Origin of the sequence: Janthinobacterium sp. MP5059B, from assembly GCF_001758645.1 — a bacterium.
Classification (GTDB): domain Bacteria; phylum Pseudomonadota; class Gammaproteobacteria; order Burkholderiales; family Burkholderiaceae_D; genus Janthinobacterium; species Janthinobacterium lividum.
Genome location: NZ_LRHX01000016.1, coordinates 744,664 through 769,538, shown reverse-complemented (window position 1 = coordinate 769,538; position 24,875 = coordinate 744,664). Strand labels below are relative to the sequence as shown.

Annotated in this window: 26 protein-coding genes; 17 read left to right on the top strand and 9 right to left on the bottom strand. The window is 63.4% G+C overall.

Annotation, left to right across the window (positions count from 1 at the left end; genetic code table 11):
- Positions 1–15: 15 nt before the first annotated feature.
- The 6 genes from JAB1_RS20555 to JAB1_RS29655 form a co-directional block, all read right to left on the bottom strand.
- Positions 16–399 carry a DoxX-like family protein gene (locus tag JAB1_RS20555; RefSeq protein WP_052140001.1) on the bottom strand — a complete coding sequence of 128 codons (384 nt, stop codon included), beginning with the start codon at positions 397–399 and terminating at the stop codon, positions 16–18.
- Entirely contained in the window at positions 396–866 is a 471-nt protein-coding gene (locus tag JAB1_RS20550) for a DUF2269 domain-containing protein (protein ID WP_034780278.1), read from the bottom strand. The genes JAB1_RS20555 and JAB1_RS20550 overlap by 4 nt, the downstream gene beginning before the upstream one ends.
- Positions 863–1,981, bottom strand: coding sequence for a saccharopine dehydrogenase NADP-binding domain-containing protein (locus tag JAB1_RS20545; RefSeq protein ID WP_070281577.1), 1,119 nt, complete (start codon positions 1,979–1,981; stop codon positions 863–865). The genes JAB1_RS20550 and JAB1_RS20545 overlap by 4 nt, the downstream gene beginning before the upstream one ends.
- A 46-nt stretch (positions 1,982–2,027) precedes the next feature.
- Positions 2,028–2,450, bottom strand: a complete 423-nt coding sequence (locus JAB1_RS20540) for a DUF1841 family protein (protein ID WP_070281576.1) — start codon at positions 2,448–2,450, stop codon at positions 2,028–2,030.
- Between the two features lie 59 nt (positions 2,451–2,509).
- Complete coding sequence (locus tag JAB1_RS20535; RefSeq protein ID WP_070281575.1) at positions 2,510–2,977, bottom strand: DUF1203 domain-containing protein; 468 nt, start codon at positions 2,975–2,977, stop codon at positions 2,510–2,512.
- A 139-nt stretch (positions 2,978–3,116) separates the two neighbouring features.
- Positions 3,117–3,314, bottom strand: coding sequence for a hypothetical protein (locus tag JAB1_RS29655; RefSeq protein ID WP_139144129.1), 198 nt, complete (start codon positions 3,312–3,314; stop codon positions 3,117–3,119).
- Between the two features lie 132 nt (positions 3,315–3,446).
- Between JAB1_RS29655 and mqo the strand changes: the two genes are divergently transcribed.
- Positions 3,447–5,045, top strand: coding sequence for a malate dehydrogenase (quinone) (gene mqo / locus JAB1_RS20530; RefSeq protein ID WP_034780274.1), 1,599 nt, complete (start codon positions 3,447–3,449; stop codon positions 5,043–5,045).
- A gap of 102 nt (positions 5,046–5,147) precedes the next feature.
- Here the strand turns inward: mqo and JAB1_RS20525 are convergent, their stop codons facing one another.
- Positions 5,148–5,780 carry an RNA pyrophosphohydrolase gene (locus JAB1_RS20525; RefSeq protein ID WP_070281574.1) on the bottom strand — a complete coding sequence of 211 codons (633 nt, stop codon included), beginning with the start codon at positions 5,778–5,780 and terminating at the stop codon, positions 5,148–5,150.
- Positions 5,781–5,984: 204 nt separating this feature from the next.
- On the opposite strand from JAB1_RS20525, the gene JAB1_RS20520 reads away from it, so the two are divergent.
- Complete coding sequence (locus JAB1_RS20520; RefSeq protein WP_070256003.1) at positions 5,985–7,724, top strand: proline--tRNA ligase; 1,740 nt, start codon at positions 5,985–5,987, stop codon at positions 7,722–7,724.
- The gene (locus tag JAB1_RS20515) at positions 7,721–8,347 is read left to right on the top strand and encodes a lytic transglycosylase domain-containing protein (RefSeq protein WP_070281573.1); all 627 of its coding nucleotides are present in this window, start codon (positions 7,721–7,723) and stop codon (positions 8,345–8,347) included. The genes JAB1_RS20520 and JAB1_RS20515 overlap by 4 nt, the downstream gene beginning before the upstream one ends.
- Positions 8,348–8,518: 171 nt before the next feature.
- Here the strand turns inward: JAB1_RS20515 and JAB1_RS28895 are convergent, their stop codons facing one another.
- On the bottom strand, positions 8,519–8,914 hold the full coding sequence (locus JAB1_RS28895; protein WP_071653383.1) for an SWIB/MDM2 domain-containing protein: 396 nt from the start codon (positions 8,912–8,914) through the stop codon (positions 8,519–8,521).
- 77 nt (positions 8,915–8,991) lie between these two features.
- Between JAB1_RS28895 and JAB1_RS29650 the strand changes: the two genes are divergently transcribed.
- Positions 8,992–9,189, top strand: coding sequence for a hypothetical protein (locus JAB1_RS29650; protein WP_139144128.1), 198 nt, complete (start codon positions 8,992–8,994; stop codon positions 9,187–9,189).
- Between the two features lie 161 nt (positions 9,190–9,350).
- Here the strand turns inward: JAB1_RS29650 and ffh are convergent, their stop codons facing one another.
- Positions 9,351–10,718 (bottom strand): signal recognition particle protein, encoded by a 1,368-nt coding sequence (ffh, locus tag JAB1_RS20505; RefSeq protein WP_034780269.1) that lies wholly within the window; start codon positions 10,716–10,718, stop codon positions 9,351–9,353.
- 239 nt (positions 10,719–10,957) lie between these two features.
- Between ffh and JAB1_RS20500 the strand changes: the two genes are divergently transcribed.
- The 13 genes from JAB1_RS20500 (at position 10,958) to ampD (ending at position 24,678) form a co-directional block, all read left to right on the top strand.
- Positions 10,958–11,467, top strand: coding sequence for a sigma-70 family RNA polymerase sigma factor (locus tag JAB1_RS20500; protein ID WP_070281572.1), 510 nt, complete (start codon positions 10,958–10,960; stop codon positions 11,465–11,467).
- A 5-nt stretch (positions 11,468–11,472) separates the two neighbouring features.
- The gene (locus JAB1_RS20495; protein WP_254672177.1) at positions 11,473–12,456 is read left to right on the top strand and encodes a FecR domain-containing protein; all 984 of its coding nucleotides are present in this window, start codon (positions 11,473–11,475) and stop codon (positions 12,454–12,456) included.
- Positions 12,457–12,567: 111 nt separating this feature from the next.
- A complete protein-coding gene (locus tag JAB1_RS20490) occupies positions 12,568–14,766 on the top strand; it encodes a TonB-dependent siderophore receptor (protein ID WP_083299834.1) in 2,199 nt (732 codons plus the stop codon).
- A gap of 116 nt (positions 14,767–14,882) precedes the next feature.
- Positions 14,883–15,164 carry a hypothetical protein gene (locus tag JAB1_RS20485; protein ID WP_080753264.1) on the top strand — a complete coding sequence of 94 codons (282 nt, stop codon included), beginning with the start codon at positions 14,883–14,885 and terminating at the stop codon, positions 15,162–15,164.
- Positions 15,161–16,864, top strand: coding sequence for a PepSY-associated TM helix domain-containing protein (locus JAB1_RS20480; protein ID WP_070281570.1), 1,704 nt, complete (start codon positions 15,161–15,163; stop codon positions 16,862–16,864). Before JAB1_RS20485 ends, JAB1_RS20480 begins: the two co-directional genes overlap by 4 nt.
- Positions 16,861–17,202 (top strand): DUF3325 domain-containing protein, encoded by a 342-nt coding sequence (locus tag JAB1_RS20475; RefSeq protein ID WP_070281569.1) that lies wholly within the window; start codon positions 16,861–16,863, stop codon positions 17,200–17,202. Before JAB1_RS20480 ends, JAB1_RS20475 begins: the two co-directional genes overlap by 4 nt.
- Before the next feature lie 91 nt (positions 17,203–17,293).
- The gene (locus tag JAB1_RS20470; protein ID WP_070281568.1) at positions 17,294–18,481 is read left to right on the top strand and encodes an efflux RND transporter periplasmic adaptor subunit; all 1,188 of its coding nucleotides are present in this window, start codon (positions 17,294–17,296) and stop codon (positions 18,479–18,481) included.
- Between the two features lie 5 nt (positions 18,482–18,486).
- Positions 18,487–20,481 carry a MacB family efflux pump subunit gene (locus JAB1_RS20465; protein WP_070281863.1) on the top strand — a complete coding sequence of 665 codons (1,995 nt, stop codon included), beginning with the start codon at positions 18,487–18,489 and terminating at the stop codon, positions 20,479–20,481.
- Between the two features lie 197 nt (positions 20,482–20,678).
- Entirely contained in the window at positions 20,679–21,623 is a 945-nt protein-coding gene (locus tag JAB1_RS20460) for an ABC transporter substrate-binding protein (RefSeq protein ID WP_139144644.1), read from the top strand.
- 229 nt (positions 21,624–21,852) lie between these two features.
- The gene (gene ccsA / locus JAB1_RS20455) at positions 21,853–22,656 is read left to right on the top strand and encodes a cytochrome c biogenesis protein CcsA (protein WP_034780265.1); all 804 of its coding nucleotides are present in this window, start codon (positions 21,853–21,855) and stop codon (positions 22,654–22,656) included.
- A complete protein-coding gene (locus tag JAB1_RS20450) occupies positions 22,653–22,913 on the top strand; it encodes a PP0621 family protein (protein ID WP_070281567.1) in 261 nt (86 codons plus the stop codon). Before ccsA ends, JAB1_RS20450 begins: the two co-directional genes overlap by 4 nt.
- A gap of 111 nt (positions 22,914–23,024) precedes the next feature.
- Entirely contained in the window at positions 23,025–24,089 is a 1,065-nt protein-coding gene (locus tag JAB1_RS20445; protein WP_070281566.1) for a sigma-54 dependent transcriptional regulator, read from the top strand.
- Entirely contained in the window at positions 24,067–24,678 is a 612-nt protein-coding gene (gene ampD / locus JAB1_RS20440) for a 1,6-anhydro-N-acetylmuramyl-L-alanine amidase AmpD (protein WP_070281565.1), read from the top strand. The genes JAB1_RS20445 and ampD overlap by 23 nt, the downstream gene beginning before the upstream one ends.
- Positions 24,679–24,875: the final 197 nt, after the last annotated feature.

Genomic DNA, 24,875 nt, shown 5'->3' with positions numbered 1-24,875 from the left:
TCTCCCGAAGCCGTGCTAGCCACGGCTTTTTTCATATAGGGCCAGGAAGACGAGGCCGGCGACCAGCGGGATATTTTTCGTCAGCGGCCCGAAAGGGTGTATCAGGAATTCCGGCAGGAAGACGGCGATCACCAGTGTATAGCCGGCCACCAGCGCGCACTGCGTCCACCATAGCAACGGCCTGGCATGGAACAGCGAGGCGATGCCCATGGCCAGGTCGGCCAGGCAGGAGGCGGCAAACACGTGTTCCGTATGCAGCGTGATGCCGCTGCGGCGCAGCCATGCGAGCGATTCGGCATGCGGATACAAATACCAGGACACAAACGCCGTCCATAGCCAGATAAAGGCCATGCCGAGGCGCATGGCCCAGTACAGCCCTTGCAGCTTGGCTGGCGTCATGGCGCGGGCTTGGCAACCATCAGCCAGTAGACCAGCATGAGCGCGGAAAATGCGGGCATACCGAGCCAGAACCAGCAGCGCGCATAGAACCAGTACAGGCGCGGCAGCGGTGTGCCCGTGTCGTCAGCCAGGCGGGCCAGGCTGCGCATGCGGATCTGCAGCCATACCACGGGTAGCCAGCAGGCGCCGGCCAGCGCATACAGCAGCATCGAGGCGAGGACCCAGCCGGACAGGATCGGATAGCCGGCCAGGTGCGCCAGGGCCAGTCCGGACAGCGGCTGGATAATGACGGCCGGCGTGGTGAACAGCCAGTCGGCCAGCACGGTCTTTTCGGCCGACAGGCGGATCGCACGCACCTCGCCGCCCCGGTCGTTGATCCACTTGAAGAAAGCGATGCCGATGCCGGTGCCAAACAGGATGGTGGCGCTGAGGATGTGCAGCCATTTGACGAACAGGTACCAGCTCATGCCGGTACCTCGGTCACATCATGGTCTTGCAGCGCGGCCATGTAATTTTCCACCGTGAGCAGGCCCACGCAGGGCATCGCGCCGCGCGGTAGCTGCGTGCCACCGCTGCTGGCGCTGGCCAACCGGTTCGCCAGCGCGATCGACGCGCCGCACGGGATATGCGGGCCGTGGTTTTGCGCCGCCAGCAATTGCCAGGTCAGCGTCAGCGGCAGGCCATCGAGTCCCGTGCCTTGCAGCGTCACGAACATCGCGCCTTTGTCGCTGACCAGCGGTTCCACCCATTGGCTGATGGCGTGCAATGGCCTGACCAACGGCAGCAGGCTGCGCAACAGGCCCAGGCGCACCAGTTGCGCGGCGGCCCAGACGAACAGATGGCCGGGCGCACCGGCAAAACCGGCGTGAAAAGTGACGGTGTCGAGGCCCGGATAGCGTTGCGGGAACAGCGCCAGGTCTGGCACGTCGCAGCTGCCCAGCAAGCGCCGTCCCACGGGCGCGGCAAAGCGGTGGCGCTTCAGGTCGAGCCAGCCGTGCGTGGTCTGCTGGCTGCCGGCAACCAGGCGCTGGAACGGTTTGCCGCAGTACGAGAAGATGCCGGCCATGGTGGCGATGCCCGGCGCGCGGGCGCCGGAGGCGATGCCGTGGCGGATCGATTTGAGCTGGCGAAAGCGCGGCAGGTAGCGGTCCACCACGGCCGAGGACAGCGCTGGCAGCGAGCTGGCGCCGCTGGTGATGAACACGCCGCGCTGGCGCGCCAGGTCGTCGAGGCTGGCGATGCCGGCGACAAAATCGCGGCCGTCGGCCAGGTCGATATAGTTGGCGCCGGCCTTGATCGCCGCACGGGCGACGCGGTAATCCTGGCCCTGGAACGGGCCGGCGGTATGGATCAGTGTATCGACGCCCAGTTCGGTCAGGCGCCGCGCCAGATCAGGTGCATCGGCATCGAGCGCCAGTGCTTGCTGCGGCGGCAAGCCCAATTGCGCCGCCAGTGCCCTGGCCCTGGCGGCGTTGCGCCCGGCCACCAGCAGATGGATATCCTGGTTGCCAGCTAGCGCCTGGCATATGCGCGTGCCGAAAAAACCGTAACCGCCGAGTACGAGAATGGTGTGATGGGCCAAGATATCCTTCAGTGGCTGAGTTTCTTGGCAACATGATACTACCTGATCAGCGGCGGCGCACGCAGTCGATATAGGCTTCAGTATCGGGCGGCAAGCCCGAACGTTGCGAAGCCCAGATCATCTGGCCCAGGCATTCCATCACTTCGTGCTGGGCGGCATGGGCCGAATCGAGGCGCTGGGTGAGTTGCTGGACGGCCGGGCGGATGCCGCGCGGCTGGTCCACCTGCACCTGCTCCGTGATCGACAGATGCATGGACAGGTGCAGGAAGGGATTGGCTTGTCCGCCTTCGACGGAGTAATCGCGCGCCAGCGCCGCTTCAACGTCGGAGAGCTCGTTCTCATACTCGGGGTGTTCCAGGATCCAGTCAAGCGCGATGGCTTCCATCGGCGTGAGGATTTCATGGGCGCGATGCTTGCGCAATGTTTCACAAAAGAAACGACGCACATCGTCGGAAGAAGGGTTGAACATGGCTGAAGGACTATGGCTAAAGGGCAGCCGGCATTGTACCGCGTAGCCGTAATAAGTTCTCAGGCCCGGTCGATCCTGGCCGCATAACAACCACGTTTGGCATTGTGCACGTGGATATAGCTGACAGCCGGGTTCTCAAACAGCCGCGCGATCAGGGTTTCAATGGCCGTGCCTTCCACCACATCGGCATCGACCATCATCCCACCTTCCGTATAGCCGCGCAGCGACAGCAGCCGGATGCGCATTGATTCGGGCACCTGGTCGACGGCGTCATAGGCTTGCGTGGCACCCTCGCGGATAAAGATGGCGTGCGAGGCGCGGTAGGGCGTGTCCGCATCCTGGCAGACATGGTTCAGCAGCAGCACCGTGTCGCCGATCGCCGCGTCGCGCAGTTCGATGCGGTCCGGGTAACCGGGCTGGCTGTCGACCACATGGCGGATAATGCCCAGCGCGGCCAGTTCGGCGTCGGGCAGGCCGAAACAGGCCAGGAAAGGGGCGGGCGACAGGCCGCGGATACGAAAAGACATGGTCAGGCTCCGGTGTGGTCAAAGCGTTATCAGACCATGATGGATGGGGGCTCGCCATCCGTTTCTTGCTCCGTGCATTCCTGCACCAACTGGCTTTTTAACGCCTGGTTACTGCCAAATTAATACTCCACAGTAAGTGTTATCCACGATCCTGGCGGCCCGGCAAGGGCAAATAACGGTGATAAAATCGCTGTTCTTGATATTTGCTATAGACAATCGCCGTGTTGTGAGTTTGGCCCCGCGCGAGGGCCAAAACAGCAGCGGCGCCGTGTTTTCCTTGTCCGCACCATCGCCACTCCATCGCTGCCGCAAGCTGCGGCGCGGCGGCGGCATGCATGCGTCATCACCATCGTTACCCCTTGATCCGGCCGTTCTTGCGCTGGAGGGATAGCCATTTTCCGATGATCTTGCGCTTGCCGCCCGGGTGGCCTGGAAGAACCAACCCTCAGTATTCATAACGGAGTTACCCATGCGTAAATCGCTATTACTTTTGATGTCGTGCCTGATCCTGGCGGCATGTGACAAGACCCCTCCGGCCTCGTCCGAAAAACCGGTCGACGTGCTGCTGATCGGCGCCGGCACCATGAGCGCCACCCTGGGCAGCATGCTCAAGGAACTCGATCCGTCGCTGACGATGGAAATGGTCGAGCGCCTCGATTCCGTGGCCGCCGAAAGCTCGGATGCGATGAACAACGCGGGCACGGGCCACTCGGCATTTGCTGAACTGAACTACACGCCGGAAGCGGCCGATGGCAGCATCGAGACCAAGAAAGCCGTTGCCATCAACGAGCAATTCGAAATTTCCAAGCAATTCTGGGCTTATCAGGTAGCCAACAAGCACCTGGGCGCGCCGCAAACCTTCATCAACAACGTGCCGCACATGGCCTTTGTCTGGGGCGACGACAATATTGCCTTCCTGAAGAAGCGCTATGCCGCGCTGCAAAAGGAAAACCTGTTCAAGGGCATGCTGTTCTCGGAAGACCAGGCGCAGATCGAACAGTGGGCACCGCTGGTCATGCAAGGGCGGGACAAGGGCCAGAAAGTGGCCGCGACACGCATGGAAATCGGTACCGACGTCAATTTCGGCAATCTCACGCGCGGCCTCGTGAAATACCTGACGGACAGCCACGGCATGGTCCTGCACCTGCGCCACCAGGTGGAAGACATCCAGCGCGGCGCCGATGGCGTATGGAACGTGACGGTGAAAGACTTGAACGCCGGCAAGGAAAAGACCATGCGCGCCAAGTTCGTCTTCATCGGCGCCGGTGGCGGTTCGCTGCCTCTGCTGGAAAAATCGGGTATTCCTGAAGCCAAGGGCTACGGCGGCGTGCCGGTCGGCGGCCAGTGGCTCGTGACGACCAATCCGGAACTGGTGGCGGCGCATGCGGCCAAGGTCTACGGCAAGGCATCCGTCGGTTCGCCGCCGATGTCCGTGCCGCATCTCGATACGCGCATCATCGATGGCAAGAAAGCCCTGCTGTTTGGCCCGTTTGCCACCTTCTCGACCAAGTTCCTGAAAAACGGTTCGTGGATCGATTTGCCTGCCTCGATCGGCACGGGCAATGTGAAACCCATGCTGCAAGCCGGCTATGACAATATTCCGCTGACGAAATACCTGGTCGAACAGGTCATGAACACGCCGGAAGACCGTTTGAAAACCCTGCGCGAATACTTGCCGAACGCCAAGATGGAAGACTGGACCCTGCAAAACGCGGGCCAGCGCGTGCAGATCGTCAAGGATGATCCTGTCAAAGGCGGCTTGCTGCAGTTCGGTACGGAAGTCGTCGGCGCCGCCGATGGCAGCATCGTTGCCCTGCTGGGTGCATCGCCAGGCGCCTCGACCGCGCCGCCGATCATGATCAAGGTGCTGCAAACGGCATTCAAGAGCCGCCTGGCTACGCCGGAATGGCAAGCGAAGATGGTGGAAATGGTGCCGTCGTACGGTCAAAAACTGAACAATGATCCGGCTCTGGCCAACAAGATCCGCCACTACAGCAGCAATATCCTGGGTCTCAAAGCGATTACCCTGGACGTTCCCGCCGCTGCGCCAGCGCCGGCAGCAAACTAAGTCGGCCTGACCGGCAGGGGAGTTTCCTGCCGGCATGAAAAAAGGGGCAGCCTGTTCAGGCTGCCCCTTTTGCGTGGGAGAGTGCGTTCATGGTGCGGCGGACTACTCCTTGCCTGGCAAAATCAGCTCCGGCGTACACCCTTCGGCGGCAATGCCGTCGCAAGGCTTGGGCAGTGCCGTACCATCCTGTGCCCGTGGCGCATGGGGCTGGCGCAGGTAGCGCGACGTGTGGCGGTGCGCTTGCTGTGCGTTGCCATGCACGGGCCAGGTCAGGAAGCGGGACAGCTCCTGCAAGGCACGCTGGTAGACATCGCGTTTAAATTCAATGACGACATCGAGCGGGACCCAGTATTCATGCCAGCGCCAGGCGTCGAACTCGGGATGGTCGGTCAGGCGCAGATTGACGTCGTTATCGCGCGCGCACATTCTCAGCAGAAACCAAATCTGCTTCTGGCCACGGTAATGGCCACGAATCTCGCGCTTGATGAAGTGGTCTGGCACCTCATAGCGCAGCCAGTCGCGGGTGCGGCCGACAATTTTGACGTGTTCCTGTCTGAGTCCGATTTCCTCTTCAAGTTCGCGAAACATGGCTTGTTCCGGTGTTTCGCCATATTTGATACCGCCTTGCGGAAACTGCCATGAGTGCTCGCGCACCCGCTTGCCCCACCACACCTCGTTCTGGGCGTTTAGCAGGATGATGCCGACGTTGGGCCGAAACCCTTCACGGTCGAGCATAATGCACCTCAAACTTTCTGCGACAGTGCGTCTTTTTTTACATAATTACCCACAACTTCGCAAGCCGGTGACCTTTTCGGGGTGCGAAAAGCGCCGGAATCGCACCAATTGAGCGCATTTGTGTAAAGTATGGACGCATCAGCCAGCTAATCCTTTAAAATTAGGTTGATTATAACCCTCTCTTTTTAAAAAGAATTCACCGTTATGCGCGCCTCCCGTTTTTTTATTTCCACACTTAAAGATGCACCTTCTGACGCGGAAATCGTCAGCCACCAGTTGATGATGCGTGCAGGCATGATCAAACGCCTCGGTTCCGGCATCTATACCTACATGCCGATGGGCTTGCGCGTGATCCGCAAGGTGGAAGCCATCATCCGTGACGAGATGAACAAAGCCGCCGGCATCGAACTGCTGATGCCGCTCGTGCAGCCGGCCGAACTGTGGCAAGAGACGGGCCGCTGGACCAAGATGGGCGACGAACTGATGCGCGTGAAAGACCGCCACGGCCGCGAATACGCGATCCAGCCGACATCGGAAGAAGTCATCACCGACGTCGTGCGCACGGAAATCAAGTCCTACCGCCAGTTGCCGTTGAACTTTTATCACATCCAGACCAAGTTCCGCGACGAGCGCCGCCCACGTTTCGGCCTGATGCGCGGCCGTGAATTCACCATGAAGGACGCGTACTCGTTCGACCGCGACCTGGCTGGCATGCAGGCCTCGTACAAGGTCATGTTTGACGCCTACACGCGCATCTTCACGCGTTTCGGCCTGCAATTCCGCGCCGTGGCCGCCGACAACGGCGCCATCGGCGGTTCCGGTTCGCATGAATTCCACGTCATCGCTCACACGGGTGAAGACGCGCTCGTGTACTGCCCGACGTCCGACTACGCCGCCAACATGGAAGCGGCCGAAGCGCTGCCGCCAGCGGGCGAGCGTCCGGCCGCTGCCCAGGCGCTGACGAAAACGGCTACGCCGGACACCGTCAAGTGCGAAACCGTGGCGGCCCTGCTCGGTATCGACCTGGCGCAGACCGTGAAAACCATCGCCCTGACGGTGGAAACCGTTGGCAAGGATGAAAAAGTCACGAAACAGCATTTCATGCTGCTGCTGCGCGGCGACCATGAATTGAACGACATCAAGGTGGGCAAGGTTGCCGGCCTGGCCGGCCACCGTTTCTCGACGGAAGCGGAAATCCTGGAAGTCTACGGCACCATTCCCGGCTATCTGGGCCCGATTGCTACCCGCGCCCCCGTCACCGTGGTGGCGGACCGCACGGTCGCCCACATGAGCGACTTCGTTTGCGGCGCGAATGACGCCGGTTTCCACTACACGGGCGCCAACTGGGGCCGTGACGTGGCCGAGCCTGCCATCGTGGCCGATTTGCGCAATGTCGTCGCCGGCGACGCGTCGCCGGACGGCCAGGGCACGCTCGCCATCGAACGCGGCATCGAAGTGGGTCACGTGTTCCAGCTGGGCACGGCGTACTCGGAAAGCATGAAAGCCACTTTCCTCGACGAAAACGGCAAGCCTGCGCCGCTGCAGATGGGTTGCTACGGCATCGGCGTGACGCGCATCCTGGGCGCCGCCATCGAACAGAACTTCGACGACAAGGGCATCATCTGGCCAGCGTCGATCGCACCGTTTGAAGTCGTGCTGTGCCCGATGGGCATGGACCGCAGCGAACTGGTCAAGGAAGAGACGGAGAAGCTGTACGCGGCCCTGCAAGGCGCCGGCGTGGACGTCATCGTCGACGACCGCGGCTTGCGTCCAGGCGCCATGTTTGCTGACTGGGAGCTGATTGGCGTGCCGCACCGCATCGTCATCGGCGAACGGGGCCTGAAAGAAGGCAAGCTGGAATACCAGGGCCGCCGCGATGCGGAAGCCACCGGCGTGGCGCCGGACGAGATCGTCGCCTTCATCCAGGGCAAAATGGCGCAGTGAAGCGCTTATCGCTAAGTAAAACGGCTGGCGCGCTCGCGCTGGCCGCTGGCCTGGCCTGCGCTCCCTTTGCGCAGGCTGGCAACCAGAAGGAGGAGGCGCTGGCCGACTCCGTCCGCCTGGCCCTGTCGCACGCGATCCGCGACGAGCGCCCGCCGCAACCCAAATTTGCCACTCCCGCCGACTTGCAGCGCTACCAGCAATGGCTGGCGCAGATGTCGCAACGCCTGCAGCGCAAGCTGCCGGATGCGCAGCTGCGCACGGAATTCCTGGAAACCGTCTGGTATGAAGCGCGCCGCGCGGGCCTGGAACCGGCCCTGGTGCTGGGCCTGATCCAGGTCGAGTCGGCCTACCGCAAATACGCCGTCTCGCTGGCCGGCGCGCGCGGCTACATGCAGGTGATGCCGTTCTGGACGGGCGTCATCGGCGACAGCGACCGCAGCAAGCTGTTCCACATGCAGACGAATCTGCGCTACGGCTGCGCCATCTTGCGCATGTACCTGGATATGGAAAAGGGCGACTTGTACCTGGCGCTGGGGCGGTATAACGGCAGCCGGGGAAGGCCCGAGTATCCGAATGCGGTAAGGGCGGCGTGGCGGCAGTGGGAGTTCAAGCCGGCCGGGTGATGGTTTGAGGTCTGACCCTGTGGGACCGTCCTCGTCTGATCTCGGTATGTGCCGGGTTTTATGCGTTTTTAAACCCACCGCAACGGCCAGGGTCTGACCCCAAAAAAATGCCCCGCTCGCAGTGATGCGGCGGGGCACTCACACGGCGCGGAACGCCCTGTGCGTATCTGATTATTTCAAATGATCGGAGATCAGTTTCGTCATTTCAAACATGGAGACTTGGGCTTTGCCGCCGAAAACTGCTTTCAGCTTGTCGTCCGCATTGATCATGCGGCGGTTGGCCGGATCTTGCAGATCGAGTTTTTTGATGTAATCCCATACCTTTTTGGTCACTTCCGTGCGCGGCAGTGGTGCTGCGCCAACAACGGCGGCCAGCTCTTTCGATGGCGTCATTGCTTTCATGAATGCTGCGTTTGGCTTGCGTGGTGTTGCCGGTGCTGCCGCTTTCTTCGCCGCTGCTGGTTTAGCTGCTGCTTTGGCTGCGGGTGCTGCTTTCTTGGCGGCTGCAGGCTTGGCTGCTGCTGCTTTGGCTGGCGCTGCTACTGGGGTTTTTTTGGCTGTTGCCATCTTCGAGCCTCCTTAACAAACACATGGGAAATTGCGCAATTAATCGCACGGCTAATATTGGTGTGGATTTACCTTGTATGCAAGTGTTTTTCACGTTTTCACGAGGAAAAAGCAGGGAAATGACCATGCTGTCGCCCGGGCGCACCGCTTGGGGGCGCAGAACGGCGTTTTTGCCCGTAAATGGCATGGTTGCTGGCTATGCGGGGAGGGGTACTGCGGGGAGGGAGGAAATGATGCCGGACGCCATGAAAATGCAATCCGGCATGATTTTATAACGGTGTTTCTTGACTTGAACTACATCTCACGCGGCGTAAAAAAGGCCTTCAAAATCACAGCGAGCGGATGGTATTTGTGGCCGGGAAGCGCAACCGTACTGAAGTACGGTGAGCATCGCCGGCCGCAAAGCGCCCCGCGCAGCGGATTTTGAAGCCTTCCACTACCTCATGCCGGGCATCATACCCTTCATGGAGCGCATCATCTTCATCATGCCGCCACCCGACAATTTCTTCATCATCGTCTGCATTTGCTCGAATTGCGTCAGCATGCGGTTCACTTCCTGCACTTGCACGCCGGCGCCGGCGGCGATGCGGCGCTTGCGCGTGGCCTTGATCAGTTCAGGCTTGGCGCGTTCCTGCGGCGTCATCGAGTCGATGATGCCGCACATGCGGCGTACCTGCTTGTCGGCTTGATCCATGTTCTTGCCGCCTGCCGCCTGCTGGAACTGCGCTGGCAGCTTGTCCATCAGGTTGGCCATGCCGCCCATTTTCTTCATCTGGCCCAGCTGCGCCTTGAAATCGTTCATGTCGAACTTGCCGCCGACCTTGATTTTTTGCGCCAGGTCGGCCGCCGCCTTGCTGTCGACGCCCTTGCGCGCCTCTTCCACCAGGGCGAGGATGTCGCCCATGCCCAGGATGCGGTTGGCCATGCGGGTCGGGTCGAACGCTTCCAGGCCGTCGAGTTTTTCCGAGACGCCGGCAAACTTGATCGGTTTGCCCGTGATGTGGCGCACCGACAGGGCCGCACCGCCGCGCGCATCGCCATCGAGCTTGGTCAGCACGATACCGGTCAGCGGCAGCGCATCGTTAAACGCTTTCGCCGTGTTGATGGCGTCCTGGCCCAGCATGGCGTCGACGACGAACAGGGTTTCGATCGGTTTCACGGCGCCGTGGACGGCGGCGATTTCTCGCATCATCTCTTCGTCGATACCGAGGCGGCCCGCCGTATCGATGATCAGCACGTCGTGGTAGTGCTTTTTCGCCCAGTCCAGCGCGGCCAGGGCGATATCGACCGGCTTGTCCGTGCTGGAAGACGGGAAGAAGTCGGCGCCTACCTGGGCGGTGACCGATTGCAGCTGGGCGATCGCGGCGGGACGGTACACGTCGGCCGAGACGGTCAGCACTTTCTTCTTCTTTTCTTCCTTCAGGTATTTCGCCAGCTTGCCGACGGTGGTGGTTTTACCCACACCCTGCAGACCGGCCATCAGGATGATGGCGGGCGGCTGCTGCGCAAAGCTGATCTGCGACGCTTCCGGTCCCAGGTCGGCGCCCATCAGGGCGGCCAGCTCGCGCTGCACCACGCCAACCAGGGCCTGGCCTGGCGTGAGCGAGGAAATGACATCCTCGCCCATGGCTTTTTCTTTGACTTTGGCGATGAATTCGCGCACGGCGGGCAGGGCGACGTCGGCTTCGAGCAGCGCCAGGCGCACTTCGCGCAGCATGTCGGCGGTGTTCGCCTCGGTCAGGCGCGCCTCGCCGCGCATGGTCTTGACGACTTTGGCAAGCCGTTGGGTGAGATTATCTAGCATGATGAACCTGCAATGAAAAGCTTGGGAGTGGGCGGCGAAAGCCGGACGATGGCCGTCATTTTACCTTATCGCGGTTGGCTGGCGGTCCTGCGCTGCATCGCCTGGCGGTTGGCCTGCTTTTGAATTAGTTGGTATTTCTGGCAATGCCGCGATTGCATGAAAGTCAAAAACACGGTTAAAATGAGAATAATTCTTATTTACATTCTCGGGTGCCGCACGCCTGAGCGGAAAGGGATGCCATGTCGGCCGCCGATTTTGCACAGCAACAAGACCTGCACGCGCTCTACAGCAGCCATCATGGCTGGCTGCAGGGCTGGCTGCGGCATAAGCTGGGCAATGCGGGCGAGGCGGCGGACCTGGCGCAAGACACCTTCATCAGCGTGCTGACCAACGGCACGGCGCCGCAGATCCGCGAGGCGCGGCCGTTTCTCGCCACCATCGCGCGGCGTCTGGTGGCGCACCGCTACCGCCGGCAGGTGCTGGAAGACGCCTATCTGGAGGCGCTGGCCTGTCTGTCGCCCGAGGTGGCGCCCGCGCCGGAAGAACGGCTGCTGGCGCTGGAAGCCTTGCAGCAGATCGATGTGGCCCTCGACGGCTTGCCGGGTCCCGTGCGCACGGCGTTCTTGCTGGCGCAGCTCGAAGGCCTCAGCTACGCCGAGATCGCCGCGCGCCTGAACGTATCGGCCAGCTCGGTCAAGCAATACCTGACGCGCGCCAACCGCCAGGTGTTTTTCTCCCTGCCGGCATGAGCACGGTGGCAGAACCCGCGGCCGCTGCGGCCATCGACGAGGACGTGCAGCTGCAGGCGGCCGAGTGGCTGACCGTATTGATGTCGGACGAGGCCAGCGAGCAGGAACACGCCGCCTGGCAGTGCTGGCGCGAGGCGGACCCTGAACATGAACTGGCCTGGCAGCATATCGAAGCGGTGTCGCAGCGGTTCCGCGGCTTGCACCGCGGTGCGGCCGCGCAGGCGCTGGCGGGCACGCAGCAGAAAGCCGTCAACGGCAAGCGGCGCCAGTTGCTGGCGTGGCTGGGCGTGGCGGCCGGCGGCGGCATGCTGGCCGCGCAGACGGGCGCCTGGGATGGCGTGCGCGTCCTGCGTGCCGACTACCGCACGGCCACGGGCGACAGGCGCGAGATAGTGCTGGACGATGGCAGCGTGCTCAGCTTGAATACGGATTCGGCCGTGAATGTGCGTTTCGACGCCAGCCGCCGCCTGATCGAGCTGCTGGCCGGCGAAATCCTCGTCGTCAGCGGTCACGGCATCGGCAGCGACGCGCCGCTGGAAGTGGCCACGCGCGAAGGCCTGGTGCGCGCGCTGGGCACGCGCTTTTCCGTGCGCCAGCAGGATGACTACAGCACGGTGGACGTGTTTGAAAGCGCCGTTGAAATCCGCCCCCGCGACGGCATCGGTGCGCCCTTGCTGCTGGCGGCCGGGCACGGCGTGGCATTTTCCCGTCAGGCGCCAGACGCGCCGCACGCCATCGGTGCATATGCGGGCGCCTGGTCGCGCGGGCAGCTGATCGTCGATGACGTGACCCTGGGCGATTTTCTGGCCGACCTGGCCCGTTACCGCCCCGGCGTGATCGACTGCGCGCCGCAAGTGGCCCAGCTGCGCCTGTCGGGCGTGTTCCCGCTGGCCGACACCCAGCGCATTTTGAACATGCTGCCCAACTCGCTGCCGGTGCAGGTGCGCAGCCGCACGCGGTATTGGGTGACGGTCGAACCGGCGCCGTAGCACCCCACAAAAATATTTGCAGCCGGACTGCCCGTTTTTCGTTTTCGCGGCACCTACAGGGTAGGGCGGCTGTTTTTTACCGTCTCATGACGCCACTTTTCAGGATTTTTCATGCAACAGGTTTCGCATCTTGTCAATTTCGTATCGCATCGTCCTCAGCGGCATCCGCTGGGGCTGGCCGTGACGGCCTTGTGCCTGGCCGCCGGTACCTCCGCGTTGGCGCAGCAGGTGCCAGCCATGCCCGCCACCGAGCAAACCATGCTTGGCGTGTCCGTCACGGCAGGGCGCGAGGCGACGACGGAAGGCAGCGGATCGTATACGACGGGCATGAGCAATACGGCAACCAAGCTGAACCTGTCGCTGCGCGAGACGCCGCAATCCGTCAGCGTGCTGACGCGCCAGCAGATCGACGACCTGGGCATCACCACCCTGGATGACGCCGTGCAGTCGATCACGGGCTTGGTCATGCAAAAGGGCAACTTTACGGGCGATTCCGGCAGTTTCAGCGCACGCGGCTTTCCAGTCGACAACATCCTGTTCGACGGCTTGCCTACCAGCCTGGGCGCGAACGGCACCTTCAATGGAGACAATGACGACCTGGCCATCTATGACCGCATCGAAGTGGTGCGCGGCGCCACGGGCTTGATGACGGGCAGCGGCACGCCCAGCGCCGCCATCAATCTGGTGCGCAAGCGCCCGACGGCCACGCCGCAAGCGTCGTTCTCGGCCAGCATCGGCAGCTGGAGCAACTACCGCCTGGAAGCCGATGCGGCCAACGCGCTCAACGAAGCGAAGACCCTGCGCGGGCGCATCGTCGCGACGGTGCAGGACAAGAAGGATTTTGTCGACGTGCTGCATGGCCGCAATCACCAGCTGTACGGCATCATCGAGGCCGACCTGCGCCCCGATACCACGTTGACCCTGGGCGCCCACTACCGCAAGACGGATAACGACGGCGTCACCACGGGCGTGGTAACGGCCGCCGACGGCACTTTTTTGAACTTGGCCCGCTCGACTTATCTGGGCGCCGACTTCGATGGCTGGCGCCAGACGGACAAGACCATCTTCGCGGAACTGGAACACCGCTTCGCCAACGGCTGGAAGGCCAAGCTGGCGGCCACGCGCAAGACGCCCGAGATCGACACGACGTTTTCCGGCATCAGCCGCCGCGGCGACACCCTGCGCTTCAATTCGCAAAGCTACCGCGCCGAACTGGCCAACACCAGCTATGACGCGTATGCCACGGGCAGCTACAGCCTGTTCGGCCGCGAGCACGAGCTGACGGTCGGCGCCAGCCACCGCCGTTCGTCGAAAAACAGCTATGGCGGCTGGGCGCCGTACAGCTGGGGCGCGGCGGCGCCGGTGCTTGACCCGTTCAACTGGGATACGGGCAGCGTGGCGCGTCCCGTCATCAATTACGCGCAGTGGCGCACGGCCAGCATCACCGAGCAAAGCGGCGTGTATGCGGGCACGCGCATGCGCCTGGCCGAGCCGCTGTCGCTGGTGCTGGGCGGGCGCGTAAGCTGGTACAAGGACGATGCCGGCTACTCGGTGGCGCGCGAATTCACGCCGTACGCCGGTGTCGTGTATGACCTCGACAAGCAGCATTCCGTGTACGCCAGCTGGACCGAAGTCTTCCAGCCGCAGGCTTCCACCGACGCCAATGGGCAGCCCTTGAAGCCGATCAGCGGCACCAACTATGAAGCGGGCGTGAAAGGTGAATACTTTGGCGGCGCCCTCAATGCCAGCGCGGCCGTGTTCCAGATCCGCCAGCAAAACCGCGGCGTGGACGACCTGGCTGGCCCCAATCCCTGCCCCGGCAGCACCTGGGGCTATTGCCAGCGCGCGTCGGGCGAAGTGCGCAGCGAAGGCGTGGAGCTGGACGTGGCGGGCGCGCTGACGCCCGACTGGCAGCTGTCGGCCGGTTTTACGTATGTGAAGGCGCAATTTACGCGCGACAGCGATCCGGCCAATATCGGCAAGGATTTCAACAGCCGCTATCCGCGCCAGCAGCTCAAGCTGGCCACCAGCTACCGCCTGTCCGGCGCCGCGCAGGGCTGGCGCGTCGGCGCCTCGCTGTACGGGCAGGGCGCGACCGATTCGACGGACGGCACCTACCATCTGCGCCAGGGCCGCTATGCGATCCTGGGCTTGAATGCGGCGTGGCAGATCGACAGCCGCGCCGAACTGCGCCTGAACGTCAACAATGCGCTCGACAAGCACTATTACCAGAGCATCTATTCCGATGTCTTCGGCAATCTGGTGGGCACGCCGCGCAACCTGATGCTGACCTTGAACTACAAACTGTAAATAATCACTTTTGAATGACCTATCTTGATGAAGGATGCTTGGCTTATGAATGTGCAGTTGAATCCGGCCCACGCCAGCAATGGCGTGAGCCAGCGTGTGCCGCAGGGAGCGCCGCGATGATGAAATCGGCCAACATGATGTTGTTCTCGCGCGTGCTGGCCGCCATTTTTGGCGGCTATGCGCTTACGTCCGGCGTGGCCGTGCTGCTCTCGGCCGTGCTGCCGCTGTCGCGCGCCGAAGCCGTGCTGACGGCCACCCTGAGCGCCTTCGTCGTATATACCTGCGCCGTGATCTGGGTCTTTGCCGTGCAGGACCTGCGCCGCGCCTGGCTGGGCATGCTGCTGCCGGCCATCGCCTGCGGCGGCATCGGCATGCTGCTGTCGCGAGGTGCCGCATGAACGCCGTCAAGGTAGACAAAGTGGTCAAGACGCCGCAGCAGGGCGGCTTGCGCCAGGCCATGGCCTGGCTGCATACGTGGAGCGGCCTGTGGATTTCCTGGCTCCTGTTCGCCATTTTCCTGACCGGCACCCTGGCCGTCTTCGACGACCCGATCGGCCACTGGATGACGCCCGAGCACGCACTGGAAGAGGCTGCGCATGCGAACGATCCGCCGCTGCCGAAGGTCACGGACCGCGCGCACCGCCTGGAGCTGGCGCTCGATTTCATGGCGAAGGAACACCCGAAGGCGGACATGTGGGAGATCTGGCCCGTGCAGCGTCCCGGCCACGGCCTGTCCGCCTACTGGTTCCAGCCCAGCGGCGGCTATGGCTCGGCGGACCTTGATCCGCTGACGGGTGCCGTCATCGAGCATGCGCGCGAGGCAACGGAACGGGAAACCATCGGCGGCCACCATTTCGTCGATTTCCATTACGAGCTGCACGCGGGACGCATCGGCGTGTGGATCGTCGCCATCACCACCATGATCATGCTGGTGGCGCTGGTGAGCGGCGTCATCACGCACAAGCGCATCTTCAAGGATTTCTTCACCTTCCGCCCGGCCAAGGGCCAGCGTTCGTGGCTCGACGCACACAATGCGGTGGCCGTGCTGACCTTGCCGTTCCAGTTCATGATCGCCTACACGGGCCTGGCATTCTTCAGCGATGACTATGTGCCGGCCCCCGTGGTGGCGCAATACGGCATGGACAATCCCAAGAAGGCCTTCCTGGCCGACTGGAACGATGCGGGCAAGCCCGTGAAGACAGGCCAGCCGCTGGCCATTCCCGCGCTGGAGTCGTTTGCGCAGCGTGCCGAGCAGGCCATCGGCCAGGAAATCCGCGCCGTGGTGCTGGACAATCCGAATGACGCCTCCATGCGCGTCTGCATGTACGGCTGGAATGAAGACGCGGAACTGCTCACGCGCCTTAGCGCCAATTCGGGCAGGGCCTGCTACGCGCTGGCCACGGGCGAGCAGGTCGCCGTGCGCCGGCCGGGCGAGTCGGATACGGGCGGCGCGGGCCTGACGCGCTCCGTCATGTCGAACCTGCACATGGTCGGTTTTGGCGGCACGCCGATGCGCTGGCTGTACTTCTTCTGCGGCCTGGCCGGCACGGCCATGATGGGCACGGGCGCCATCCTGTTCATGGTCAAGCGCCGCCAGAAGTCCGGCGGCGAGTTCGGCGCCTATACGCAGCGCGTGTACCGCGTCATCGAATGCCTGAACGTGGTGGCGATTGCCGGCCTGGCCATCGCCTGCGTGGGTTTCCTGTGGGCCAACCGTTTGATCCCCGTCGGCATCGAGCAGCGCGCCGGCTGGGAAGTGCGCGCCTTCTTCGGCGTGTGGTTCCTGATGCTGGTGCACGCCTGCCTGCGCGGGGAAAAGCGCGCCTGGATCGAGCAACTGGGCTTGCTTGCCGCCCTGTGCCTGCTGCTGCCGGTGCTCAATGTCTTGAGCACGGGCGACAACCTGGCGGCGCAGATCGCGCGCGGCGACTGGGAAAGCGCCGGCGTGGAACTGGGCAGCATGGCCTTCGGCCTGCTGGCCGCCAGGGGCGCGTGGAAAGTCCACAAGCGCAAGGAAAAACCGGTCAAGAAGGCTGCACCGAAGGAAAGCGCTGCGCCCTCGGCCAGCCTGCAAGTCAATACGGAAGGACAGTCATGATCAATACCATCCTCTGTGCGCTGGGCCTGTCGTATGCGGGCATGGCCAGCCTCTCCCTGGCGATGGACCGCCATCACGGCCAGGTCTGGGGCAGGGACGCGGCGCCGAACGTGCGGCGCGCGCTGCAACTGGCCGGTGCCGTCCTGCTGGCGCTGGCCATCTGGCCTTGCGTGGCTGGCTGGAGCGCCACCGTCGGCGTGGTCGCCTGGCTGGGTTTCATCGGCGCGGGAGCGCTGCTGGTGGCCCTGCTGCTGCCGTACGCCCCCCGCTTGCTGTTTCGTAGTTCCCTGCTGGCAGCCGTCGCCGCGCTGGCAGGTCTTGTGACGTTTCTGCAGTAATTTTGACTGCCATTTTCAAGGATAGACCGATGCACTTTTCACGCCTGGCGACACCGATTGATGTTTTGAATGTACTGAAAGTGGTTTCCTGATGGCGGCCCGCCTGCCTTCCCGCCGCACCCGCATCCTCGGCGGCGTGGTCTTGCTGGCGCTGTTTGGCGCCGGCGCACTGTGGGCCACGCGTGGCCCGGCCACCGTATTCGACACGGCGCCCGTCAAGCGCGGCAATATCGAGGCCAGCGTCACGGCCATCGGCACCCTGCAGCCGCAAACCTATGTCGACGTGGGCGCGCAAGTGTCGGGCCAGATCACGCGTCTGCACGTGCAGCCCGGCAGCGCCGTGGAAAAAGGCCAGCTGCTGGCCGAGATCGACCCCAGTGTGCAGCAAGCCACCGTCGATGCGGGCCGCGCCGCGCTGGCCGGATTGCGTGCGCAGCTGGCCGACCAGCAGGCGCAGCACCGCCTGGCGGGCCAGCAGCATGGCCGCCAGAAGCAGATGGCCAAGTTCGACTCCACGCCCTTGGCCGACCTGGAAACGGCCGAAGCCACCCTGGCCTCGGCCGGCGCCAAGATCGACCACCTGAAGGCACAGATCGACCAGACCCAGGCGAGCCTGAAGGCGGACGAGGCGCGCCTCGGCTATACGCGCATTTATGCGCCGATGGCCGGCAAGGTGGTGGGTCTGGACGCGAAGGAAGGGCAAACCCTGAACGCCACGTACCAGACGCCGAATATCCTGCGCATCGCCGATCTGTCGGCCATGACGGTGTGGACGGAAGTGTCGGAAGCGGACGTGCGCCGCGTGCGCCCGGACATGCCCGTGTACTTCACCACCCTGGGCGGCGACCAGCGGCGCTGGAGCGGCAAGGTGCGGCAAGTGCTGCCGGCCCCGCCGGTGCCAGGCGGTTCTGCCGCCGGCACGGCCCTGGCGCCGTCGACCAGCAAGGTGATTTTATATACCGTGCTGTTCGACGTGGATAACGCCGATGGCGAATTGATGCCGCAGATGACGGCGCAAGTGGTATTTGTCACGGCCGCGGCGAACAATGTGCTGGCCGTGCCCTTGCCGGCCCTGAAACCCTCGACGCAAGAAGGCGCCAAGCCGGGGCAGTTTACGGCCCGCGTGATGGATGCGGACGGCAAGGTCGATACACGCACCGTCACCGTGGGCGTGCGCAACCGCCTCAGCGCGGAAGTGCTGCAAGGCTTGCGCGAAGGCGAATTGCTGGTCACGGGCGAGCAGCCGGCCGGCAGCGGCAGCAGCAGGTTCCAGCTGTGAGCGCCATGAACGAGGCCGCGTCGCTCGGGCAACCCGGGCAGCCGGAGCAGGCGGCGCCGTTGATTGAACTGCAAGGCATCCGCAAGCGCTATGGCGGCCATGACGGCGCGCCAGCCGTGGAAGTGTTGCGCGGCCTGACCTTGTCGATCGGCGCCGGCGAATTCGTCGCCATTGTGGGCGCGTCCGGTTCCGGCAAGTCGACCCTGATGCATTTGCTTGGCTGTCTTGACCGGCCCAGCGACGGCACTTACCGTTTCGCCGGCCAGGACGTGGCCAGCCTGAATCCCGATGAACTGGCGTGGCTGCGGCGCGAAGCGTTCGGCTTCGTCTTCCAGGGCTATCACCTGATCGCCACCGAATCGGCGCGCGAAAACGTGGAAGTACCGGCCCTGTACGCGGGCATGCCGGCCGCGGCCCGCCATGCGCGCTCGGAAGCGCTGCTCAAGCGCCTGGGCCTGGGCGAGCGGCTCGATCACCGGCCAAACCAGTTGTCGGGCGGGCAGCAGCAGCGCGTGTCGATCGCGCGCGCCCTGATGAATGGCGGGCGCATCATCCTCGCCGATGAACCGACGGGGGCGCTCGACAGCAGCAGCGGCGCCGAAGTGATGGCCCTGCTGGGCGAACTGGCCGACGCGGGCCACACCATCATCCTGATTACGCATGACCGCAAGGTGGCGGCACAGGCGCGCCGCGTGATCGAGATCAGCGATGGCGAAATCATCGAAGACTCGGGCGCCGTCGCCATTCCCGCCACGTCGACGGCCCTGCCGCCGCTGGACATGTCGCGCGCCGCCCATGACACGGGCGCGTCGCTGGGCACGGAATTGCTCGACGCGGCGCGTGCCGCCTGGCGCGTGTTGTGGATCAACCGCTTCCGCACGGGCTTGACCCTGCTGGGCATCGTCATCGGCGTCGCTTCCGTGATCGTCATGCTGGCCATCGGCCTGGGCACGCGCCAGCAAGTGATGGCGCAGCTGGGCGCATTCGGCTCGAACCTGCTGTACATGGCGTCGCGCGGCGAAAGCTCGCGTATCCCCGGACGCAGCATCACCCTGGCCGACCTCGATGCGCTGAAAGACGTGCCAGGCATTACCCACGTGCTGCCGAATGTCACGGGCAACAAGGTGATACGCCACGGTAACCTCGACGTGCAGACCTATGTGCGCGGCACGGGGCCGGCCCTGCCGCAGATCCAGACCTGGCCGGTGGCCAAGGGCGGCTTCTTTACCGAGGAAGACGAGCGCGAGATGGCCACCGTGGCCGTGCTGGGCGCCCACCTGGCGGAAAAGCTGATGCCCGACGTGGCCAATCCCGTGGGGCAGAGCATCCTGATCGGCAACGTGCCTTTCCAGGTGATCGGCGTGATGAGCGCGAAGGGGGCGCTGACGGGCGAGAAGGATGAAGACGACGTGCTGCTGCTGCCGTTTTCCACGGCCGGCATCCGCGTCTTCGGCCAGCGCGAGCCGACGTACACGGTGATGGCGGTGGCCGACGTCAAGCGCGTGACGGAGGTGGAGGCGGCAGTCGACGCCACCATGTTCGAGCGCCACCGCATCCGGGACTACGGCATCAGCAACGCGGCCGCGTCGATCGCCGCCGAAGCGAAGACGCAGGACAACATGACCATGATGCTCAGCCTGATCGCCGCCGTCTCCCTGGTGGTGGGCGGCATCGGCGTCATGAACGTGATGCTGATGACGGTGCGCGAGCGCACGCGCGAAATCGGCATCCGCATGGCGACGGGCGCGCGCCGGCGCGACATCCTGCGCCAGTTCCTCACCGAAGCCGTGCTGGTGTCGGTGGTGGGCGGCGTGGCCGGCATCGTGGTTGGCGTGACGGTCGCCGGCCTGCTGCTGGTATGGGACGTGCCGGTGATCTTTTCCCTGAGCGCCATCGCCGGCGCGTTTGCCTGCGCCGTGGTGACGGGGCTGGTGTTTGGCTTCATGCCGGCGCGCAAGGCGTCGGGACTCGACCCGGTGGTGGCGCTGGCGGGACAGTAGCAACAGACGGTCGTCATAACGCCGGCAGCGTGGCTGCCGGCAAAAAAATGTTGCCCTGGCTCCAACACGCGGTACTATCTCTTGATAATAAGAGCAGTGTTTCGCGTAGCTTTGCCCTTGCGGGCATACACCAACCACCACAGGAGAACCCGATGCAGAAAAAATCAACCTTGAAGACCGGTATCGCCGCCGCCCTCATGCTGGCCTTCGGCATGGGCGCTGTCCAGGCACAGGCGCAGGAAGTCGTGCGCCTGGGTAACTTGAAATTCGCCCATTACGGCGCCGTGTCGTACATCAAGGAAATCGCGCCCAAGTGCGGCATCAAGGTTGAGGAGCATGTGTTCGCCAAAGGCCTCGACGTGATGCAGGCGATTATCGCGGGCGAACTGGACGTGGGGGCGACGGCGTCCGAAGCGGCCATTTCCGGCCGCGCCGGCGGCGCGCCCATCTACGTGGTGGCCGGTTTTGCAAAGGGTGGCGCGCGCCTGGTGGGCGGGGCGGGGCAAAAGATTGCCAGCGTCAAGGAACTCAAGGGCAAGCGCGTGGGCGTGACGCGCGGCGGCATCCAGGAAGTGCTGCTGCTGGCCGAGCTGTCGCAAGCTGGCCTGACGTATGCCGAAACCAAGGGCAAGGATGTGCAACTGGTATTCCTGGCCTACGCCGACTTGAACCAGGCGTTGATGGGCAAGAATATCGACGCCATGATGCAGTCCGAGCCGCAATCGTCGCAGGCCATCAACAAGGGTTTCGGCACCGAAGTCATCAAACCGTACGACACGCCGATCGGCGAACCCGTGCGGACCATGGTGATGACGGAAAAGTTCTACAAGGAACGCCGTCCCGTGGCGGAAAAATTCATGCGCTGCTTCGTCGAAGCCACCAAGACCTTTATCGACAACAAGGCGACGGCGGAAAAGTATGTGCGTGAAGTGGTGTTCCGCGGCCAGATCACGAAGGATGACTTCGACGACGCGATCAGCAATTCGCCGTATTCGTATGACATCTCGCCCGAGCATATCCAGATCACCACGGACGTGATGGTGAAAACGGGCGTGGGCCGCATGACGAAACCACCCGTGGCCAAGGACTGGGTCAAGACCGACTTGCTGGAGCAGGCGAAAAAGAGCCTGAACGTGAAGTAAGCCGGATATTGGCAATGCCCGATGGCCCGCTTAAGCGGGCCATCATTTTTTTGCGGCATACTAATATATACAGGTAGCGTGAAAGATTGCCGAAATCTTGAGGGTGCGCCACCCCGTCATGCCTCAGGCGCGATATCATGGCAGGCTTGCGGCATTGGATGGCGGCGTCGTGCCTGTCACCGGGCTGTCGCCTGAATCGCGCTTGTCGGCTATGGTGTAAACTTAAACTATGCAGATCTATTTCTTTTTCATCGCCGCGCTGTTGTACGCGGCGTGCGCGGTGCTTCCCTCGTCCCGTGCCCGGCTCATTGCCGGCCTGACCGGCGTTGCCTGGCTGGCGCACGCCGCCACCTTGTGGTTCGACCTGATGGCGCCGGGCACCTTGCGCTTCGGTTTTTCCGCCATGCTGTCGGCCGCGCTGTGGGTCTCGGTGGGCGCCTACTGGATAGAGAACCGCAATTTCAGCCTGGACGGACTGCGCCGCATGGTCATGCCCAGCGCCGTCCTCGCCATCGGCCTGGCCTGGGCCTTTCCTGGCAGCCAGGTCAACATGGAAGGCAAGTCGGCCGTCTTCGGCTGGCATATTGCCGTGGCCGTGCTTGCCTACAGCACCTTGACGATTGCCGCCTTCCACGCCGTGCTGATGGCGCTGCAGGAATCGCGTTTGCATACGCGCAGCGAAAGCCGCGGCTTCATCGGCACGGCGCTGGACCAGTTGCCAGCCCTGCTGACGATGGAAAAACTGCTGTTCCGCATGATCGGCCTGGGCTTCATCCTGCTGAGCCTGACCGTGCTGTCGGGCATCGTGTTTTCCGAGCAACTATTTGGCAAGGCCCTGAACTGGGATCACAAATCCGTGTTTACTATGCTGTCGTGGCTGTTGTTTGCCGCGCTGCTGGCAGGCCGCCGCTTTCGCGGCTGGCGCGGCAAGACGGCCCTGAGTTTTACCCTGGCCGGTTTCGCCACCTTGCTGCTGGCCTATGTCGGCAGCCGTTTTGTACTGGAAGTGGTTTTACACCGAGGATTCGCATGACACGTGTTTTATTCTGGCTGGCGCTGGTATTCCTGGTGCTGTTTGCTATCCGCAGCAAGATCCGGAGCATGCAGCAACGGGCCCGCGCGCATCAGCAACAGCAGCCGAATCCGTTTGCGCCGCCGGGCCGGCCGCAGGAATTGCCTGATGCCGAACTGATGCTGTGCTGCGCCCATTGCGGCGTGTACTACCCGGCCTCCGAAAACGTGCAGGCCAGGGGCCACGATTACTGCAGCCACGCGCACGCCACCTTGTAAGGGCGTGCCGGCGCGCGTTGCTCATCCGTATCGTAACGGCCTCCGGCATCCGTCCGGTGTAGCATCTGCAGCAGGCGGTTCGTCGCCGCCATTGCAGAAAGGCGCGCTCCCATGTCCCGTCCCAGCCCCAGTCCGCAGACCGCCGCCGGCATGCCGCCGGCGCCGCAACTGAGCGGCAACTCGCTGCCCATGCAGGCACTGCGCGCGCAGATCGGCCGCATCGCCCGCTGTGGCGCGCCGGTGGCCATCCGCGGCGAATCGGGCACGGGCAAGGAACTGGCGGCGCGCGCCATCCATGCGCAGGGCGCGCGCGCCAGCTTCCCGTTTATCGCCGTCAACTGTGGCGCCATTCCCGAAGCGCTGATGGAAGCGGAATTCTTCGGCTGCCGCCCGGGCGCCTATACGGGCGCGCTGCACGAACGCCAGGGCTTGTTCCAGGCAGCCCACGGTGGCAGCTTGCTGCTCGACGAAGTCGACGACCTGCCGCTGGCCATGCAGGTGAAACTGTTGCGCGTGCTGCAGGAGCGCCGCGTGCGCAAGCTGGGCGGCAGTACTGACGAGGCAGTCGACGTGCGCATTCTGTGCGCCAGCCAGCATGGCCTGGGGCGCGGCGTGGCGGCCGGGACGTTTCGCCAGGACCTGTTTTACCGCCTGAATGTGATCGAGCTGGCACTGCCGCCGCTGCGCGAACGGCGCGGCGATCTGCAGGTATTATGTGAGGTGATCCTCGCGCGCCTGTCGCCGCGCCGGGCCGTGAGCCTGGCGCCGCCCGTGCTGGCGGCCCTGGCCGCGTATGTGTTTCCCGGCAATGTGCGCGAACTGGAAAACGTGCTGGAGCGGGCGCTGGCCTTTGCCGACGGCGGCGTGATCGCGCTCGAGGGGCTGGCCTTGCCGCCGGCGACGGGCAGCATGCCGTCGCGGGCGCCGCCGGCCTTGCCGGAGCGGCAACTGTGCCTGCCCGGCATGGCGGCGTATGGCGTGCCCCCCGTCTTGCCGCTGGACATGTATTTGCGCCAGGCCGAGCGCGACATGATCATGCTGGCGCTGGTGCAGGCGCGCTACCACCGCGCACGGGCGGCGCGCCAGCTGGGCCTGAGCGTGCGCCAGTTGCGTTACCGCATGCAGAAATTGACGATACAGGAAGCCCTATTTGATGAGCGCATGGACGATAGATGAAGACGGCTGGTGCGATGGCGCGCTGCGCTATGACTCCCAATACTACGATGCGCGACCGGACGGCGCGCAAGTCGATTTGCTGGTGATCCATAACATCAGCTTGCCGGGCGGCCACTTTGGCGGACCGCATGTGTCGGACTTGTTTACGGGCCGGGTAGATTATAATGCCGATCCTTCTTTCGCCGAGCTGCGTGGCTTGCAAGTCTCGGCGCACTTTTTTGTGCGGCGCGATGGTGCGTTGCTGCAATATGTTTCTGCTGATAAACGTGCCTGGCATGCCGGCGCGTCCACCTTCGAGGGACGTCCGCAGTGCAATGGCTATTCCATCGGTATCGAAATGGAAGGCGCGGACGATGTGCCCTTCCAGCGGCGGCAATACCATGTCCTGGCGGCGCTGACGGTGGCGCTGGCGGCGCGCTACGGGCTGTCCCAGGTGCGCGGCCACGAGCATATCGCGCCGGGAAGGAAGACGGATCCGGGACCGTTTTTTGACTGGCATTTTTACCAAGAATGCTGGCTGGAAACCTTGCGCGGGCAGCCTGCGTTAGCGCTTACTTCGCGGGGATTGGGCTTTCCATCCATGCCCTGAAAAGTCAACCGAAATCGTATAAGAAAAGACAAAAAATTACGCTGGCGGATGCCGGAAAACTATTGCATCACCCTTCGATGGGTACTACAATTAGTGCAGAAGTTGGATGTAAAGACTATATCTAGTGCCATCACAGACGTTTTCAGAATTATTGTCAAAGCTATCCGGATTGCTGATAAAGCACTGGAACTGGCGGT